Source organism: Alicyclobacillus mali NBRC 102425 (assembly GCF_001570745.1).
GTDB classification, from domain to species: domain Bacteria; phylum Bacillota; class Bacilli; order Alicyclobacillales; family Alicyclobacillaceae; genus Alicyclobacillus; species Alicyclobacillus mali.
Genome location: NZ_BCSG01000050.1, coordinates 1 through 16820, shown reverse-complemented (window position 1 = coordinate 16820; position 16820 = coordinate 1). Strand labels below are relative to the sequence as shown.

At 58.8% G+C, this 16820-nt stretch carries 14 protein-coding genes; 5 read left to right on the top strand and 9 right to left on the bottom strand.

Going from position 1 to position 16820, the window contains the following annotated elements; genetic code table 11:
- The first annotated feature begins 45 nt into the window (after positions 1-45).
- Positions 46-969: an ArsR/SmtB family transcription factor gene (locus AMA01_RS12705; protein WP_067851538.1), complete on the top strand. Its 924-nt coding sequence runs from the start codon at positions 46-48 to the stop codon at positions 967-969.
- A 206-nt stretch (positions 970-1175) separates the two neighbouring features.
- Positions 1176-2681 (top strand): arabinosylfuranosidase ArfA, encoded by a 1506-nt coding sequence (gene arfA, locus AMA01_RS12700; RefSeq protein ID WP_067851536.1) that lies wholly within the window; start codon positions 1176-1178, stop codon positions 2679-2681.
- 38 nt (positions 2682-2719) lie between these two features.
- Here the strand turns inward: arfA and AMA01_RS12695 are convergent, their stop codons facing one another.
- The 4 genes from AMA01_RS12695 to AMA01_RS14310 all read right to left on the bottom strand — a co-directional run bounded on the left by AMA01_RS12695 (position 2720) and on the right by AMA01_RS14310 (position 6979).
- Positions 2720-3496 carry a hypothetical protein gene (locus AMA01_RS12695; RefSeq protein WP_067851534.1) on the bottom strand — a complete coding sequence of 259 codons (777 nt, stop codon included), beginning with the start codon at positions 3494-3496 and terminating at the stop codon, positions 2720-2722.
- Between the two features lie 12 nt (positions 3497-3508).
- Positions 3509-4156: a hypothetical protein gene (locus AMA01_RS12690; RefSeq protein WP_067851532.1), complete on the bottom strand. Its 648-nt coding sequence runs from the start codon at positions 4154-4156 to the stop codon at positions 3509-3511.
- Positions 4157-5114: 958 nt separating this feature from the next.
- The gene (locus tag AMA01_RS13720) at positions 5115-5963 is read right to left on the bottom strand and encodes an ATP-binding cassette domain-containing protein (protein WP_082744187.1); all 849 of its coding nucleotides are present in this window, start codon (positions 5961-5963) and stop codon (positions 5115-5117) included.
- 605 nt (positions 5964-6568) lie between these two features.
- Positions 6569-6979 carry a helix-turn-helix domain-containing protein gene (locus AMA01_RS14310; protein ID WP_082744186.1) on the bottom strand — a complete coding sequence of 137 codons (411 nt, stop codon included), beginning with the start codon at positions 6977-6979 and terminating at the stop codon, positions 6569-6571.
- A gap of 271 nt (positions 6980-7250) precedes the next feature.
- Here AMA01_RS14310 and AMA01_RS12675 point away from each other — a divergent pair, with 271 nt between their 5' ends.
- Entirely contained in the window at positions 7251-7616 is a 366-nt protein-coding gene (locus AMA01_RS12675; protein ID WP_067851526.1) for a P-II family nitrogen regulator, read from the top strand.
- 3 nt (positions 7617-7619) lie between these two features.
- On the top strand, positions 7620-8834 hold the full coding sequence (locus AMA01_RS12670; RefSeq protein ID WP_067851524.1) for an ammonium transporter: 1215 nt from the start codon (positions 7620-7622) through the stop codon (positions 8832-8834).
- Positions 8835-8930: 96 nt separating this feature from the next.
- Here the strand turns inward: AMA01_RS12670 and AMA01_RS12665 are convergent, their stop codons facing one another.
- Both AMA01_RS12665 and AMA01_RS12660 read right to left on the bottom strand, forming a co-directional pair.
- The gene (locus tag AMA01_RS12665) at positions 8931-10997 is read right to left on the bottom strand and encodes a beta-galactosidase (RefSeq protein WP_067851522.1); all 2067 of its coding nucleotides are present in this window, start codon (positions 10995-10997) and stop codon (positions 8931-8933) included.
- Positions 10998-11074: 77 nt separating this feature from the next.
- Positions 11075-11977, bottom strand: a complete 903-nt coding sequence (locus AMA01_RS12660; RefSeq protein WP_067851520.1) for an AraC family transcriptional regulator — start codon at positions 11975-11977, stop codon at positions 11075-11077.
- 409 nt (positions 11978-12386) lie between these two features.
- Here AMA01_RS12660 and AMA01_RS12655 point away from each other — a divergent pair, with 409 nt between their 5' ends.
- A complete protein-coding gene (locus AMA01_RS12655; protein ID WP_067851518.1) occupies positions 12387-12812 on the top strand; it encodes a universal stress protein in 426 nt (141 codons plus the stop codon).
- Positions 12813-12963: 151 nt separating this feature from the next.
- On the opposite strand, the gene yicI is transcribed toward AMA01_RS12655, so the two are convergent.
- The 3 genes from yicI to AMA01_RS12640 form a co-directional block, all read right to left on the bottom strand.
- Entirely contained in the window at positions 12964-15303 is a 2340-nt protein-coding gene (gene yicI, locus AMA01_RS12650; RefSeq protein ID WP_067851516.1) for an alpha-xylosidase, read from the bottom strand.
- Between the two features lie 25 nt (positions 15304-15328).
- Positions 15329-16156: a carbohydrate ABC transporter permease gene (locus tag AMA01_RS12645; RefSeq protein WP_067851514.1), complete on the bottom strand. Its 828-nt coding sequence runs from the start codon at positions 16154-16156 to the stop codon at positions 15329-15331.
- 2 nt (positions 16157-16158) lie between these two features.
- A partial coding sequence (locus AMA01_RS12640; RefSeq protein WP_067851512.1) for a carbohydrate ABC transporter permease occupies positions 16159-16820 on the bottom strand: 662 nt, incomplete at its 5' end.

The window sequence follows — 16820 nt, the reverse complement described above, 5'->3', positions numbered from 1 at the left end:
AAAGGGCTCACTCATGTGAAGATAATGGCCGGGGTGGGTGATAGGGTGATTCACATCAAGGAGTTGCGGTCGGGCTTGCCGCTGTTCAAGGCGCTGGGATCGGACGTCCGCGTCGCACTGCTCGAGCTCTTGCTCGAGCACGGGCGGCTGAACATGGACGAGATCGCCAAGCGGCTTGGGATCACGAACGGCGCGGTGACCCAGCACGTGCGCAAGCTCGAGGAATGCGGACTCGTGGTCACAGAGACCGCAGGGGCGCGTCACGGCCTGCAGAAGTTTTGCTACGTCAACGAACAGAAGATCCTCGTGGAACTCGCCCCGGAGACGAAAGACCAGGACGTGTACGAGGTGGACATCCGGGTGGGCCACTATGTCTCGTTTGAGGTGTGGCCCACCTGTGGCCTGGCCACGGCCGAGACCATCATCGGCACGTTTGACGATCCGCGCTACTTCGCCGACCCGCAGCACATCGACGCCGAGATTGTGTGGCTCACAAAAGGATATCTGGAGTACTGGATCCCGAACTTCATTCGCACGGACAGGCCGGTGGAGGAAATTCAGATTATCGCGGAATTGGCCTCCGAGGCGCCGTCGTACAACAACGACTATCCCTCCGACATTCACTTCTCCATGAACGGCGTGGACATCGGCTACTGGACCAGCCCGGGCGATTTCGGAGACGAGCGCGGCCGGCAGAATCCGAGCTGGTGGCCGCCGCACCTCAACCAGTACGGACATCTGAAACTCGTCCGCGTGAACCACGAAGGCACCTTCATCGACGGGTGCAAAATCTCAGACGTGACCATTGAGGATCTGCAGCCGTTTCGGGGGCATGCCATTCCGCTGCGATTCTCGGTGCCGGAGCACGCGCGCCACGTGGGTGGGATGACGATCTTCGGCCGGAGGTTCGGGCACTACGATCAGGACATCAAAGTGCGCGTGGTCTACGGGCGTGGGGCGAGAGATTGATTTAATTAAATCTAAAATAATATAGACCAAATGAAAATATCTATTGACCAACCCTGAATATCGAGTTATTTTGAAAACTGTAAAGCGATTTCTTGGGGGTGTTCTCTTTTGGTTTAATAAAATATAAATTAATTGATGTCATCATCAATCCTCTTTTCCGTTGTCGCGCCGTTCTATGTATCCCTCTTGGATAAGGAGAATCCCCTATGTCCAACCTGAAAGCGCGCATGACCATCGATCCGGCGTACCGCCTCGCGGAGACCGACCCACGCATCTACGGGTCGTTCATCGAACACCTCGGCCGTGCCGTCTACGGCGGCATTTACGATCCTGGCCATCCCACCGCGGACGAAGACGGATTTCGCCAGGACGTGATCGACCTCGTCAAAGAGCTGAACGTTCCCATCGTTCGGTATCCGGGGGGCAATTTCGTCTCGGGCTACCGTTGGGAAGACGGCGTGGGGCCCGTGGAACGGCGCCCCGTCCAGCTGGATCTCGCCTGGCGCAGCCTGGAGCCGAATCGCGTGGGCCTCAATGAATTCGCGCGTTGGGCGAAGAAGGCGAACAGCCAGGTCATGATGGCCGTCAACCTCGGCACTCGCGGCATTGAAGAGGCCAAGCAGATTGTCGAATATTGCAATCACCCCGGAGGAAGCTACTGGAGCGACCTTCGCCGCAAGCACGGTATCGAGCAGCCGCACGGCATCCGCGTGTGGTGCCTCGGCAACGAGATGGACGGTCCTTGGCAGATCGGCCGCAAGACCGCAGACGAATACGGCCGCCTCGCGCAGGAGGCCGCCAAGGTCATGAAGTGGGTCGATCCGTCCATTGAACTCGTCGCGTGCGGAAGCTCCGGCTCCAAAATCGCCACGTTCCCCGATTGGGAGCGGATTGTCCTCGAGCACGCCTACGACGAGGTAGACTACCTGTCGCTGCACACGTACTACGGCAACCGCGACGGCGATCTCGCCAACTTCCTGGCCTCTTCGCTGGACATGGACGCGTTCATCCGCACCGTCGTGGCGACATGCGACTTCGTTCGCGCGAAAAAGCGCTCGAACAAAACCATCTATCTCTCGTTCGACGAATGGAACGTGTGGTTCCACTCGAACGAGGCGGACAAACAGGTCGAGCCTTGGCAGGTGGGGCCGCCGCTTCTCGAAGACGTGTACACGATGGAAGACGCGCTCGTAGTGGGTTGCATGCTCATCACGCTGCTGAAGCACGCCGATCGCGTCCGGATTGCGTGCCTCGCGCAGCTGGTCAATGTGATTGCGCCCATCATGACGGAAAACGGCGGCCCGAGTTGGCGTCAGACCATCTTCTATCCGTTTGCGCACGCCTCCAACCTCGCGCGCGGCGTGGTGTTGCATGCGCCGGTGGAGTCGCCGAAATACGACAGCAAGGACTTTACGGACGTGCCGTATCTGGAGGCGGTGCCGGTGTGGAACGAGGCGGCGGGCGAACTGGTCCTCCTGGCGGTGAACCGCGCCGAGGAGCCGATCGCGCTCGACGTGGACCTGCGCGGATTCCCCAACGCCCGGTCCGACGAGCACATCGTGCTCACGCATCCGAATATGAAAGCAGTCAATACGAAAGACCGCCCTGACGAGGTCGTCCCCCAAAAGCGGTCCATCGGCGCCGTGGACGCGGGGCGTCTTTCGGTCGAGCTGCCGGCGCTGTCGTGGAACGTGATTCAATTGTCCGTGTAAAGGCCGCTAGGTGGGCCGCGTCTGACGCGGCCCGCCCCTTAAAAATGAGCACGTTCGACGCGGCTTCCATAGTTCCTCGTGGCCCAGAATAGGATCATCGCGGTCCACGCCAAGAGAAGAAGCACACTCACAGTCATGATGATGGGAGACGTCGCGGCCATATCCGACATCCATGGGGCGGCTTTGCGCAAATCAGGAATCTCGCGTACGGCCTGCGCGTCGAGAATGCTCCAAGGACTGAGGGGTACAAGTACGCCGGACCCTGGGCGTTCAACCCGGATCATCCACATGCACAAAGCCAAGTTGTAAAGCGTTCCTGCGACAAGTGCGTGGCTGACGGTGGTTACAGCAGCCGCTGTAGCTGCGATGAACGTTAGCTTGAGTATCATCGTGGCAAGGAGCCACGCAGTCGGAACGAATTGCGGAGATTGCGAGTCCAGTGGAGTATAGGCGAGAATTCCCGCCGAGAGGAATGCGATAAACAACAACAGTCCCAGCGTCACGGCCGCCATCAGCCAAGCGGAGCGCCTCCAAAGCATATTGAGAAATGTCAGGCCTCGAACACGGAATTCTCCATCCATGCCTTGGCGCATATCGTCCCAAAACATGAACGAAACCCAGACGCCAAACAGAAATGTGGATACAGGCGAATTCGTCCACGCGAGAGCGATTTCCACGGTCTCGACAAGGTGCAGATGAATATTAAAACCCAATCCTGAGCTTTGTGTAGCGCATACTGCTAACGCGTAAGCTAAGCTGCCTATCCACCAAAGCGAGCCGCCCAAAACAAGCGGGCGGCGAACGGTCTTCCACAATCGAGCACCTCCTCACGTTGACGAAATGAGAGACAGCGCTTTGTTTGGGGGAATGATCCATTCTACATGGGCGCGGTAAGCCTGCAAATCTTTGTTCATGTTCTGCAGCACTTGCGGAAAGCGCTTCGCCAACTGTGCTGCGACGAAACTTGGAATCCAGTCAACCTCACTTTCCCAGGATAGATGGTTCGCTCGAGCCTTCATCATGGCGACTGACCAATTGGACGGTCTGGCATCGGAGAACGGCGATAGCTGCTCTCTAATGTATCCTGACAAGTCGGGCGGGATAGACATGTGCAACTTCTGCGATGCCCCAACCATCAGCGCCAACGACTGCACAAGTCCTGAGTAGCTGTCTTCAAACGAGGATGCATTAGGAGCGCGAAGAGCTGATTCCATCGCACTCTGTGACTGTCGAGTACTCATGTAGAAAAAATATACATCTCTGCTAGTCAGGCTGTAAGGACCGATCTTCGCGACGACAAGGTCTCGCATACGGAGACTCTTCGAATGTGCCTCGGCCCACATCTGCTCGGCGGAGCGAAGCCTCGCGGCATCTGAATGGTGCGTCCATGCCGGAATGAAAACATAGTACGCGAACAGCATCACGCCGATGGCTACACAGAACCCGGTGATGACGAATTTGCGAACGGAATTCACGCGTCCACCTCCGCACGAACGTCTTGGCGCACCAAGTGTTTCGGTTCGGCTCTGCCAACCTTTCCAAAAGTCCACGCGGCAAATGCGATGCAAAGAGCGAGTTCGGCGCCGAGCAGGACGCAAGCAGCGAACGATGTTGGCAGATAGCGCATGAGAATCCAATGAGTGCTCGCGCTGCTTCCAAGATAGACACCAATATGACTTGCATCCGTAAACGGATAAGTGGTTGGCCATCCGCGAGCAGCGAGGCTCGTACCCCATGTAAACATGGTTTGTGTCAAAACGCTCAGGTTGTCAAATGGACTTGCAGCCGCGAGAATCCACGACAATGTCGGAGATATGAATAGGGTAATCGCGTTCAAGATTCGGGGCTCCGTCGTGAAGTGTAGCCACCATGCGGTCCAGGCACTCAGCGCACCAAGTGCGAAGTTGGACCACAGTGCCATGAACGCGAGGCCCATGACACCCATGGTCCACGCGAATAAGATGCCCGAAGTGGCGACGCGAATGCACAAGAGGAGGTGTGACCCAGACGGCCAAAATCCGTGGAACACACCAATGAAGATCGCGACAATGACGCCAGCGACCTGTGTAAGACATGAAAGTGCTAGGAGGGAAATCAATCGTGTGAAAACCCATGTGCGCGTCGCGTGCCGGAATCGAACCAGATGCTCCGAGGGCATAGAAGGCCGCCAGTCGTTCCACGACCACAAAGCGCCTGTCGCAGCCCAAATCCCAGCACGAAATAAATAAGGAGTTGATAGCCATGTTAGAACGTAAGGAATGACGTACTCCGAACTGTAGAAGCCTGTCCATTCCCTCGACGTGACACTCACCGGTCCGCGTGCAACCATGTCCGAATGCAACTGCCAAATGAGGTATGCAACATCGGTTGCGAGGGAAAGCCATGCCACCCAGTGACGCCGAATGCGAATCCACTCGGCGCGAAGAGCTTGAATCAAAATGTGTCACTCCTTGCGTGGTGCGCTGTTTCGTCAGCGAGTGGTTGAAAACCTGCGTTCAGGAGACATTCAACTGCGTAAGTGAACATTTCAGCTTCGGGGGACAGAATGATTTCTGTCGGATTTTCCCGCTCTTGAAAGGGCACATGGTTCCGTTTAAGTACATCTGCCCATCTCGCATCAAGTTTACCGTTTCTTTCCACAAGTACTTGCTGTGCAAACTCGACTCGGGAACCGCGGAAATCCACAGTGTGGTTGGAGATTCGAACCACTTGACGAATTTTTTGAGGAAAGCCGTATGCCGCGTGGAGTACCATCACAACGTGCTCTGCATGTGTTCGGAGAGCCCTGTCGACCTCCTTCCATAGCGTGTCGACTCCCCGGGCGTCCAATCCTGTGAAGGGTTCGTCGAGTATCCAAACTTTCGGTTGGCTCCAGACGCTACAGACAATACCTAGCCTTTGTTTCTGCCCCCGTGAAAAGCCACGTATACGGCCTTCGGGCACACCAAAGCGGTGAAGAAGCTCGTCGTATTCAGGCGTCCATTTTCTTCCGGCCAGATGAACATAGTAGGCGAGCATTTCACTCGCCGTCAAATGCTCATAGAAAGATGGTGGATCCAGAAGCACACCCACTTCCGGGCCTAACCGTCCGACGGGCTTCCCGTTCAGCCGTATTTCCCCGCGCGTAGGTCGCCATTGCCCTGCAATGCACCGTATGAGGGTTGATTTACCAGATCCGTTCGCGCCAACAATCACCGTGAGTCCGGGTTGAAGGACAGTGTTGACGTCTCGGAGAATCCACGACCGCCCAACGCGTTTGTCCATGTGCAAAATTTCAATCAACTCGTATGGCCCTCCCAAACGCTCGCGAAGCGCCGCCCTAGACTGAGCGGCGCATCGGCATGTCTCAATGGATGCATAGCATCATCCTCTGATGTACGCGGCGCTTGTGGGCGCGAGAAAGGTTGCCTGTGTTTGTTGGCCGTTCTGTAACTGAACGATGGCGTATCCAGTCAACGTCGCAGTGTACACACCGGCACGAGGGAACGTGTGCGTGTTGCTCGTCGACCAATCCGGAGAGTTCTTTTGCCAAGGCCAAAAGTTGACGGGACCCGAATGGGAACCTCCATCACTGTATGTGATTGTGAAAGCACCTCCCACGATGTTACCTTGGGTCGAATGAGCACCAACCTCAGCTGTTCCAACTGTTCCATAGTCCCAGCCGAGGTTACAATACGAATATCCTGCATTGCCCGAGACGGTCGTTTGTGGAACTGCAGCTGCCAGCGCAACCGCACCTCTTGCGAATACACCAAAGACGACGCTAGCGCCTGTCCAAAGCAAATTCCGTGTGCGCATGCATTTCGCCCTCCTCGTAGAGTCTGTAGCTCACGGTCGTGATCTGCCGATGTCTCTCATCTTAAGTGACAACCATGGTTACCATCTTATTAACAATTCTTTTCAAGATAATCTTGAGATACTCGCAGCATGTAGCCCACTCCGTGCACGCTCATGATGAGGCTGCGGTCCCCCAGATGATTTCGGAGACGATAGATAAGATTGGCCAGATTGGCTCTACATGCTGTAGGAGCAGTATTCCACAAAGCGTAAATAAGATCGGATGTTGGGACGATCTGATTTCGTTTTCTGAATAATTCCTGTAACAATCGAAACTCCATATCCGACAAGAGAATTTCTTTTCCCGAGCGCACAATGGATTGCCTTTCTCGGTCCCACAAACAACGGGCAGAGAGTCTCACCGTATTCGACAAATCGAGTCTCACCTCGACCAGTACACATGTGAACCATGACGAACACAGCGGGATACGCCACGTCTGAGCGAAACGCAACCATAACATAGTATTTTTGGTTCATCATATCCGTATGCATCTTCCAGGTCAATAGGTTCCATGGAATTGAAAGAACGCGAAGGAGGTTTGTTCTGTGTGGAGACGTCGTTTACACCATCCAATCCTGACGGTGTCAGTGCAGGGAACTCGAATTTTCATGTCAGGTTTGTATGCGCTTGCGTAAACTTAATTTACATATTGCGTAGACAACGGCGGTGTGCAAGATTTACACTGAATCTAGCCCTCGGCCGAAGGGCCGAGGCCCCGGGGAGGACGTTTTGTGAAACGCATCGATGCCATCATTCGTCCAGAGAAGCTCCAGACCACCATCAAGGCCCTGCGGCAGGTGGGTGTCACGGGATTCACGGTCATTCCGGTGCAGGGGCGCGGCCAGCAGAAGGACGCCATCGGCGTGTATCGCGGGCACGCATACGACATCAACCTGCATCCGAAGATCAAGCTGGAGATTGTGGTCTCGGACAACTACGTACCCGCGACGGTCAAAGCCATCATCGGGGCCGCGCAGACGGGCAAGATGGGCGATGGGAAAATCTTTGTGTACGACATCCTCGAGGCGTACAACATTCGCACCGGCGAGATCGACGAGACCATCGACGAGTTGAACCAGCAAAGGGAGGACACCTAGTTCATGTCTTCGCAGACCGCGCTGAACGCCGTCTGGGTGGTCCTCGCGGCCGCCCTCGTCCTGTTCATGGAAGGCGGGTTCAGCCTGTTGGAAGCAGGGCTCGTGCGCACGAAAAACGCGGTGAACGTCACGATGAAGGTATTTGTGGATCTCACCTTCGGGGTACTGGCGTTCTACCTCGTGGGCGTGCACCTGGCGTTTGGACCGGACGTCGCGCACCTGTGGGGGTTCGGGCCTGCCGTCGCCCCGGCGAACGTGCCGCAGGCCGCCTTCGTTCTCTTTCAAATCGGGTTTGCCATTGCGGCGGCGTCCATCATTTCGGGGGCCGTGGCGGAGCGCATGAAGTTTTCCGCGTATGTCATCATCGTCATCCTGGTCTGTGCCTTGGTCTATCCGCTCGGCGCGCACTGGGCGTGGGGGCCAAATGGGTGGCTCGGCAATCTCGGCATGGAGGACTTCGCCGGATCGGCCGTCATCCACGCGATGGGCGGATTCATGGCGCTCGGCTTCGCGAAGAGCGTCGGCCCGCGCGCGCAGCGGTTCAACGCCGACGGGAGCGTGAACGTGTTTGCGCCGAGCAACATCCCGCTCGCTTCGGCGGGGGCGTTCATCCTCGCGTTCGGCTGGATCGGCTTCAACGCGGGCAGCACGCTCAACGCCTATGACCCGCGCCTGTCGAGCGTCGCGCTCAACACGGTCATCGCGGCCGCGGCTGGCGGCGCCGCCGCGGTGATGGTCACGATGATGCGCTTCAAAGTGGCGGATCCCAGCATGATGATGAACGGCGTGCTCTCAGGGCTGGTGGCCATCACGGCCGGGTGCGCGTTCGTCTCCCATTGGGCGGCCATTGTCATCGGCCTGGTGGCAGGCATCTTGGTGGTCTTCGCCACCGGCTGGCTCGACGCCTGGAAGGTGGACGATCCCGTCGGCGCCTTCGCGGTCCACGGCGCAGGGGGCGTATGGGGCACGTTCGCGGTGGGCCTGTTCGACACGACGCGCGGCCTTTTCACCACGGGCCATGTGCATCTGGCGCTGGTCCAGCTCTTGGCCTGTGTCGTCTACCCACTGTGGGGATTCCTCACATCGATTGTCATAGGGTGGGTGCTGAATCGCGTCCTTGGCCTGCGCGTGTCCGCCGAGACGGAGGAGGAGGGCATCGACGTCGTCGCCCACGGCATTCCTGCGTACAACGAGCTCGAGCGATTCACCGACCTTTGAAGTCGCGCATCTCCTCAACCGACGCTGGCGATCCGGCCGTTACAGCCGGATCGCCTTCCGTCGCTTCGGGACCTCACGGCCAAGCCGCGCCGGCGTTCACCGATTTCGCGCCGGGCGCTCGAGCACACTCACGCCGTAGGCGGGCAGACGCACCGCGCCGTCTGTCGGCGACTCGCCATAGAGTGGCCTATACTCCGTTTCATCGAGCGCCACCTCGCGCGCCTCGGGCGTGAAGTTCATGAGCATGACGTACTCCACGCCATCCCCCGCACGCACCATGGCGCTCACGCCTTCTGGCATCTCTCGCTCAATGGCCCGCGCCACGCCGGCGTCGGCAGCGAGCCGTGCGAAGAACTCCCGCAGAAATGCGTCGTCGAGCCGCGCGGCGATGTAGTAGACCTTGCCCTGTCCCACGCGGCGAACCGTCGCCGCTGGCATGCCCGCGTAGTACTCGCCGTCGTACACCGCGATGGGCTCCGCGCCTTCGAGGTGGATTACCTCGCACAGTTCGCGCGCCTGGTAGTGGCCCGCGAGGCGAAGCGGGTTGCCGTCGACGGCCCGAATTGGCACGCGCTCGCCGTCGTACAAGGCGTCGATCTCCTCCGCCCACACGCCCGCCAGTTCGCGCAACGGGCCCGGGAATCCGCCCAAAATGGTGAGATCGTTCTCGTCCACGATGCCGGACCAGTACGTGAGGACGAGCGATCCGCCCCGCTCCACGAACGCCTTCATGCGCTCGGCCACGCCTGGACGCACCATGTAGAGCATCGGCGCGACGACCAGTTTGTACCCGTCGAGCGGTTGTTCCTCGTCGATCACGTCCATCGGCACGCCCATCCGCCAAAGCGCCGCGTAGTGGTTTACGACCGTCTCCTCGTAGTGCATGCCGATGTTCCGCGGGCCCTTGGCGTCCTCGAGCGCCCAGCGGTTCTCCCAGTCGAAGATGACGGCCGCGTCCGCCTTCACCTCCGCGCTGGCCATCGGCGCAAGTCGCTCCAGCATCTCGCCGACGGCCTGAACATCGCGGAAGACGCGGGTGTTGGCGTGGCCGACGTGATCGACCACAGCGCCGTGAAACTTCTCGCAGGAACCGCGGCTCTTGCGCCACTGGAAGTACTGCACCGAATCGGCGCCGTGCGCGATGGCCTGGAGCGAGACGAGCACGTGCACGCCAGGCCGCTTCTGCTTGCTCACCGCCTGCCAGTTGGTGACGCTCGGCGTGGACTCCATGAGCAGAAACGGCTTCTTGAGGATGGCGCGGTTGAGATCGTGCACCATGGCGGTGTGAACGGCCTCTGGGACGAGCGTCTCGTGCGTGTGCCAGCGGGGGTAGCTGTCCCACGAGATGACGTCGAGCACGCCGCGGAAGCGCCAGTAGTTGAGGCCCGGATATGTGCCCATGAAGTTGGTGGTGACTGGAAGGTTCGGATTGACTTCCTTGAGCGGCATGATTTCATGGCGGCAGAAGTCGACCGTCTGATCCGTCACAAACCGCTTCCAGTCCAGGTTGAGTCCGTGTATCGACATCTCGCCGTGCGGCATGGGCGACTCAATCTGGGACCAATCCGTGTACGTGTGGCTCCAAAACGGCGTCCACCACGCGTGGTTGAGCGCATCGAGCGTCTTGTACTTCCGCTTCAGCCAGTCGCGAAACGCCTCCTGGCACAGCGGGCAGTGGCATTCGCCGCCGTATTCATTCGACACGTGCCAGCCGATCACGCCCGGGTGATGGGCGTACCGCTCCGCCAGCTTCCGGTTGATGATCCGCACCTTTTCGCGGTAGATGGGCGACGTGTAGCAATGGTTGTGGCGGCCGCCGTGCCGGTTGCGCCGCCCGTCTGGGCTGACGCGAAGCACCTCCGGGTATTTGGCGGACAGCCAGGCCGGCCGCGCGCCGCTCGGCGTGGCGAGCAGGATGCGCACGCCCGCACTCGTCAGCCGCTCAATGGTCTCATCCAGCCAGTCAAACGTGAACACACCCTCTTCGGGCTCCAGGCTCACCCAGGAGAAAATGCCGAGGGAGACGACGTTCCACTTCGCTTCGCGCATCAGCTGGACATCCTGCTCGAGGACATCCGGATACGCCAGCCATTGATCCGGGTTGTAATCGCCTCCGTGCAAAAAACCTTGAACGTTCGGGAAAATGGGTGCGTGCTTCGCCACAGGTCAACCTTCCCTTCCGCGTTGAATTCGCAGTGGACTCGAGTCCATGCACAAGCCGCAAGCCTCTGTAGACGCGCTCAACTTCTCAGCGGCTTTTTCAGCAGCGCCTTGCGGTAGGCGAGGGGAGTGCAGTGCTTGTAGCTTCGAAACACCTTAATGAAATAGCTCACGTCGTGAAACCCGAGGTCCATACCGATGGCCGTGATGCTTCGATTCGGGTCCTTCAGCAGGTCTGCCGCCCGAGCCACGCGCCGCTCGTTCACGTATTGCATGGGCTTACGGTGGGTCATCTCCTTGAAAAATCGGCAAAAGTGGCCTTCGCTCATGTTGGCGACGCGCGCCAGATCAGACAGGCGGAGTTTGTCGCTGAGATGCGCGTCAATGTACGTGAGGACGGCTTTGAGCGTGTCCGCGCGGCGGTCGTCCAGCTCCCGCCTGGGGCTGTCTTCAACCAGCAGCTTGGCTCGAAACAGTTGCGCGAGCACGTCGTACAGACAACCCTTGACCGTGAGCTCGTAGCCGACAGGTTGTTCTTCCAGGGCTTCGGCGATCTCGCAAAGCCTCGCCGCAAGATGTGGCCGAACCGGGTGCTCATAGTCAACGACGCCGGGCAACCGCAGCTTTCCCGATGCGAGCGGCGAGAGGTAGGACTGCTGGACGCGATCGCCCGAAGGGCTCTCCAGGAAGTCGAGTCCGAACACCATGGCCTTGCACTCGGACGGACCTTTCCCGGGGGCGGCCATGCTGTGAAGTTCCCCGCCGCTGAGAAGCGCGACGCCGCCATCGCCGAGAATGTGGCGCTGGCTGCCCACCTGCAGACACAGGCTGCCGCGCGTGACGACGATGAACTCGGCCTCGCTGTGCCAGTGCAGGTTGACCGTCTGCTGGTATGGCCCGGGCGTCAGAACGACGTGATAGGCCTGGATGTGAAAGCTCGCGTCGCCGTGCTGCCGGTGTTCAAGGAGATGTACGGCTTCCACCCGAAGTCCCTCGCATGCAAGCGATTTCAGAGGAGCGTGTTGGCACCCGAATCTTGCACTCCAGTGTCAGCATGCGTCACGCAACGAGATCTGTCAAGACGGCGGCGAGATCGAAGAGGAGAGCGAATGTCAAAATTGTTCGATTTTCAGTCACGATCTTCTCATTCGCGTCTGTGCAGCGCGACTACAATACGGTGCACAGGCAGATCCTGCCGACCCGCGAGTCCCGCGGCGTCGGTGAAAGCGCTGCCAGGAACCCGTGATCCTGGGGCGGATTCTATCAAATGCAGTACTTGTCCGTGCGCTGACCCCGATTGAATCGGCCGTGCCGGAGAAGAAGTGGTAGACTGAGGGTGAAGGCGTGAGGCGCCGAGGGCGCTTGGCGCCTCGTCCGAGGGGAGGCGCGGCCGTGAAACATATCGTGTGGGCAGTGGACGGATCGGATTGTGCGTGGCGGGCGGGTGACATGGCGGCTGAGTGTTTGGACAAGTGGCCAGAAGCCCGGCTGACCGCTGTGTTTGTGCACGTGCCTGCGGTGCCGACGTCGGAGTGGACCGCGGAGTACGCGGTGCAGATGGAGCGGGAGGCGGAGAAGCTGGCCGGCGAGTTGCGCGGCGAGATCGAGCGGCGATTCGCAGCGTTTGGCCCGCGAGTGGCGTTCCGCGTCGAACACGGCGCGCCCGCTGAGCGCATTGTGCACGCCGCAGACGAGCTGGGGGCTGACCTCATCGTTCTAGGCAGCCACGGGAAAAGCGCCGTGGACCGGCTGCTCATGGGCAGCGTGAGCACGGCCGTGCTGCACCGGGCGAAGCAGGCGGTCTTGGTGGTGCGGTGAAGCGAGCAGAAAGGGAACGAGCCCATGCCGCGGGGACCTTGAAATGGCCCGCAGCATGGGCTCGTCGTGTGAGGGGCGCCATCCGATGAGGAGAAGCCGCACTCGGCCTCGCGCTTGGCGCGGGCGGGCGGAGTGCCAACCTGCACCCGCCTCAGTCCGGCCACCATCGCTCTCGGCAGCCTGCCACCCGCACCGCCTCCTGCGGATGGCGCGGGATGATCACGACGCCCTCCGGAGAGACGCGGCAATCCGCGCCCTGCGCCGCGAGATATGCCGGATCGTCGATACCGTGCAAGATGGCGCACCATGCCTCGCTCCGGCCTTGTGGGGCGAGCACCAGGTCGTCTCCGTCCCAGAACGCATGCCATGTGCCGACCTCGTTGCCTTGGTCGTCAAACAGGGTGCATGAACTGCGGCGATCCGGCCGGATGGGATAGACGTGGATGGTCACCTCGCGATGGTACGGCTGGTCAGACTGGTCGCTTTTCTCGCCCATGGCCAGGATGCTCTCTTCGCGCACCAACACAGGCAGGCTCATGAAATCGTATCGCTCGCGGTACCATCTGCCGCCTTGCCTCGTCTCTCCGGTGAACAGGTGCGTCCAGCGTCCCTCCGGGAGATAGTACGAGACCTCTCCTATCTCCGAGAACACCGGCGCGACGAGAAGCGACGGGCCGAGCATGTATTGGCGGTCCAAGGTGTCGCAGGTCGGATCGTCCGGAAATTCGAGGATCATGGGGCGCAGCATGGGCACGCCCGTGCGGTGCGCCTCGACGGCGCACGACCAGAGATACGGCATGAGCCGAAGCTTCCAGCGCGTGAAGTGGCGCAAGACGTCCACCGACTCCTCGTCGAACAGCCACGGCACGCGGTACGATCCGCTTCCGTGCAGGCGGCTGTGGCTCGAGAAGAGCCCAAAGGCAATCCAGCGCTTGTACAGGTGGGCAGGGGCTGTGTCCTCAAACCCGCCGATGTCGTGGCTCCAGAACCCGAAGCCGCACAAGGCGAGGCTCAGGCCGCCGCGAAGCGTCTCCGCCATGGATTCGTACGTGGCCCGGCAGTCGCCGCCCCAGTGCACCGGGAAGCGCTGACCCCCGGCGGTGGCGGATCGCGCAAAGACCACGGCGTCATCGCCGCGTCGCTCGCGGAGGACTTCCCACACGGCCTCGTTGTACAGGTAGCTGTAGAAGTTGTGCATTTTTTGCGGGTCGGACCCGTCGTGGTACGCCACATCGGTCGGGATCCGCTCGCCGAAATCCGTCTTGAACGCATCGACGCCCATGTCGAGCAGCCGGCGCAGGTGGGACTGGTACCAGCGGCGGGCGTCGGGGTTGGTGAAATCGACGATGCCCATGCCCGGCTGCCACAGGTCCCATTGCCACACGTCGCCGTTCGGACGTTTGAGCAGGTAGCCGCGCTCCATCGCCTCGCGGAAAAGCGGCGATTTCTGCGCGATGTAGGGGTTGATCCAGACGCAGATGCGCAAACCGCGCGATTTGAGGCGCGCGAGCATGCCCGCCGGATCGTGGAAGCAGGCGGTGTCCCACGCGAAGTTGCACCACTCAAACGGCTTCATCCAGAAACAGTCGAAGTGGAACACGCTCAGCGGAATGCCGCGCGACGCCATGCCATCGACGAACTGGCTGACCGTCTCCTCGTCGTAGTCGGTGGTGAACGACGTCGACAGCCACAGCCCCAATGACCACATCGGCGGCAGCGCCGGCCGCCCGGTGAGCGCCGTGTATCGCTCGATCACGCCCTTCGGATGGCCGCCCCCGATGACCACGTAATCGAGCGCCTCCCCCTCGACGCTGAACTGGACCTTGGACACGAACTCCGTCCCGATTTCAAACCACACGCGCTCGGGATGGTTCACGAACACGCCGTAGCCGCGGTTCGTGAGATAGAACGGCACGTTCTTGTACGCCTGGTCCGATCCCGTCCCGCCGTCTCGGTTCCAGATGTCGAGAGACTGGCCGTTCTTGACGAACGCCGTGAACCGCTCGCCAAGGCCATACACGTTTTCGCCGACGGACAAATGGAGTTGGCCGCGCATGTAAGGTCGGCCGTGATCGACGACGTACGCGGTAGAACGAGGGCCGCTCTCGGTGAGAAAGCGGCCGTTCTCGTAAAACGCGATGGACCACGGGGTGAGCCGCACGCGGACCTCCATCTCGCCAGCGCGAAGGACGACGGAGTCCTCCGTCTCCACTGCGTCAAACGGCTGAGGTTTGAGTTCCAGCGGGAAATGGGGCCCGCGATGCATCCGTCCGAGAAAGTGGTGCTGCTCCACCCGCACCATGCCAGGGCGGGGAAAGGAGATGCGGCAGGTGAGCATGGGGCCATCGAGCATGTGGCCGCGGTGCGCCACGGGGCGGCACGCGACGAAGAACAGAACGCCGTCTTCCTCTTGTCGCCATTCCTGCACGGCGAGGCCGGGGTGAATGGAGACGCCTTCGCGGACAAGCCAGTTGCCGTCGGTGAACTTCATGGGTGTCACTCCTTGTATAGCGTACCTACCTAATAGCGCCCTTTGTTACATTGCTAACAATCCATCTTTGACATATCAAGTAGAATAATACCATAGGAAGTAATGCCAAAATATATGATGCGAATGCTAACGAGTAGTTCGTGCTATATTGAGACTGAAATGCATATTGCACCAAAGGAAGCGTATACCAATTGGGGTTGGACAACATAACCAACGGCAAAAGAAAGTCATTCCACGCCCATAACGCCGTGAGAATGGCTACAGTGGCGTTCATTGGACCCATCAGCGGGAACATGATTGTCCAAAATATCCTGAATCTACTTGCCCCGTCTACAAGGGCTGCCTCTTCAAGCTCTATAGGTATAGATTTCAGATATCCCACGTACAGAAACACGTTTTGGGAGATGCCATAAACTACATACAGAATAATTAAACCAGCGCGATCGGCCAGCCCGAGATGGCTCATCTGTCTGACTAGCGGAAGCATAAGGATGGGAAAGGGAACAAACATGGCTGCGAAAAAGTAATAGTAAAGGTACCGGAAAAACCGCTTGTGCATATTCCTTGCGAGAGCGTACCCTGCCATTGAATGCAATAGGACTGTGAGAACTACGGATGTTGATGTGATGGCAAAGCTATTCCATAGGCTGTGGAAGTAGTGTGTGACTCTCATCGCGGTCGGATAGTTAGACCAAACGGGAAGGCTGGGCCAAGCGAGCACGGATTGAGCCAACTCTTGAGGATTTTTAAAAGAAACGACCACTGCCATGTACATCGGGAAGAGAATCACACAAGCGCCGACGAAGGCAACAACCATGGCAGGCATATTTACAAAACGGCGGTGTGAGCCCATGGCTAGAACTGTACCTCCTTATTCTTGGTCAACCGTACTTGGAGTATCGCCACGAGCACTAAGATGATCAAAAATACCACAGCGTTGGCGGACTGGTAGGCTAACTCGCCCCCACCGAATCCATTCGTATAGATCAGGAATGTGTTGGATTGAGTAGAAGTTCCCGGACCACCATTCGTTAATCCTACTATTTGATCAAATACCTGCAAGTACCCCTTGGCAGAAAGAACCATATTGATTGTCACAAAGGGCATTATAAGTGGAAATGTAATTCTCCAAAATGATGCCCATGGCCCTGCTCCATCGATATGCGATGCTTCGTAGACTTCTTGTGGCACCGTCTGAAGGCCCGCGATGTAAAGAATGGTGTTGAACGAAGCCCCTTGCCAAACCGAAACGATGACAATGCCTAGCCAAGCCCAACGAGTGCCTAGGATGTTTTGAGCAAGGAATGTGAGGTGTAGGGCCTGGGCGATGGATGGAACAAGATCAGAAAACAGGAAGTTAAATATAAATGACACAATGAGGGTGCTAAGGACGTATGGTAGAAAGAATATCGTTCGGAATAGTCTCTTTAAATAAATATTCGAATTTAATGCCAAGGCGATAATTAAACTCAGCGCGTTTACCAAAATCGTGGTAGTAACCGCAAATTGAAATGTGA

Excerpts from the sequence above, each read along its gene's own strand:
- yicI (WP_067851516.1), bottom strand. The coding sequence starts at position 15,303 with ATGAAGTTCACCGACGGCAACTGGCTTGTCCGCGAAGGCGTCTCCATT.
- arfA (WP_067851536.1), top strand. The coding sequence starts at position 1,176 with ATGTCCAACCTGAAAGCGCGCATGACCATCGATCCGGCGTACCGCCTC.
- AMA01_RS14310 (WP_082744186.1), bottom strand. The coding sequence starts at position 6,979 with ATGTTATGGTTGCGTTTCGCTCAGACGTGGCGTATCCCGCTGTGTTCG.
- AMA01_RS12670 (WP_067851524.1), top strand. The coding sequence starts at position 7,620 with ATGTCTTCGCAGACCGCGCTGAACGCCGTCTGGGTGGTCCTCGCGGCC.
- AMA01_RS12645 (WP_067851514.1), bottom strand. The coding sequence starts at position 16,156 with ATGGGCTCACACCGCCGTTTTGTAAATATGCCTGCCATGGTTGTTGCC.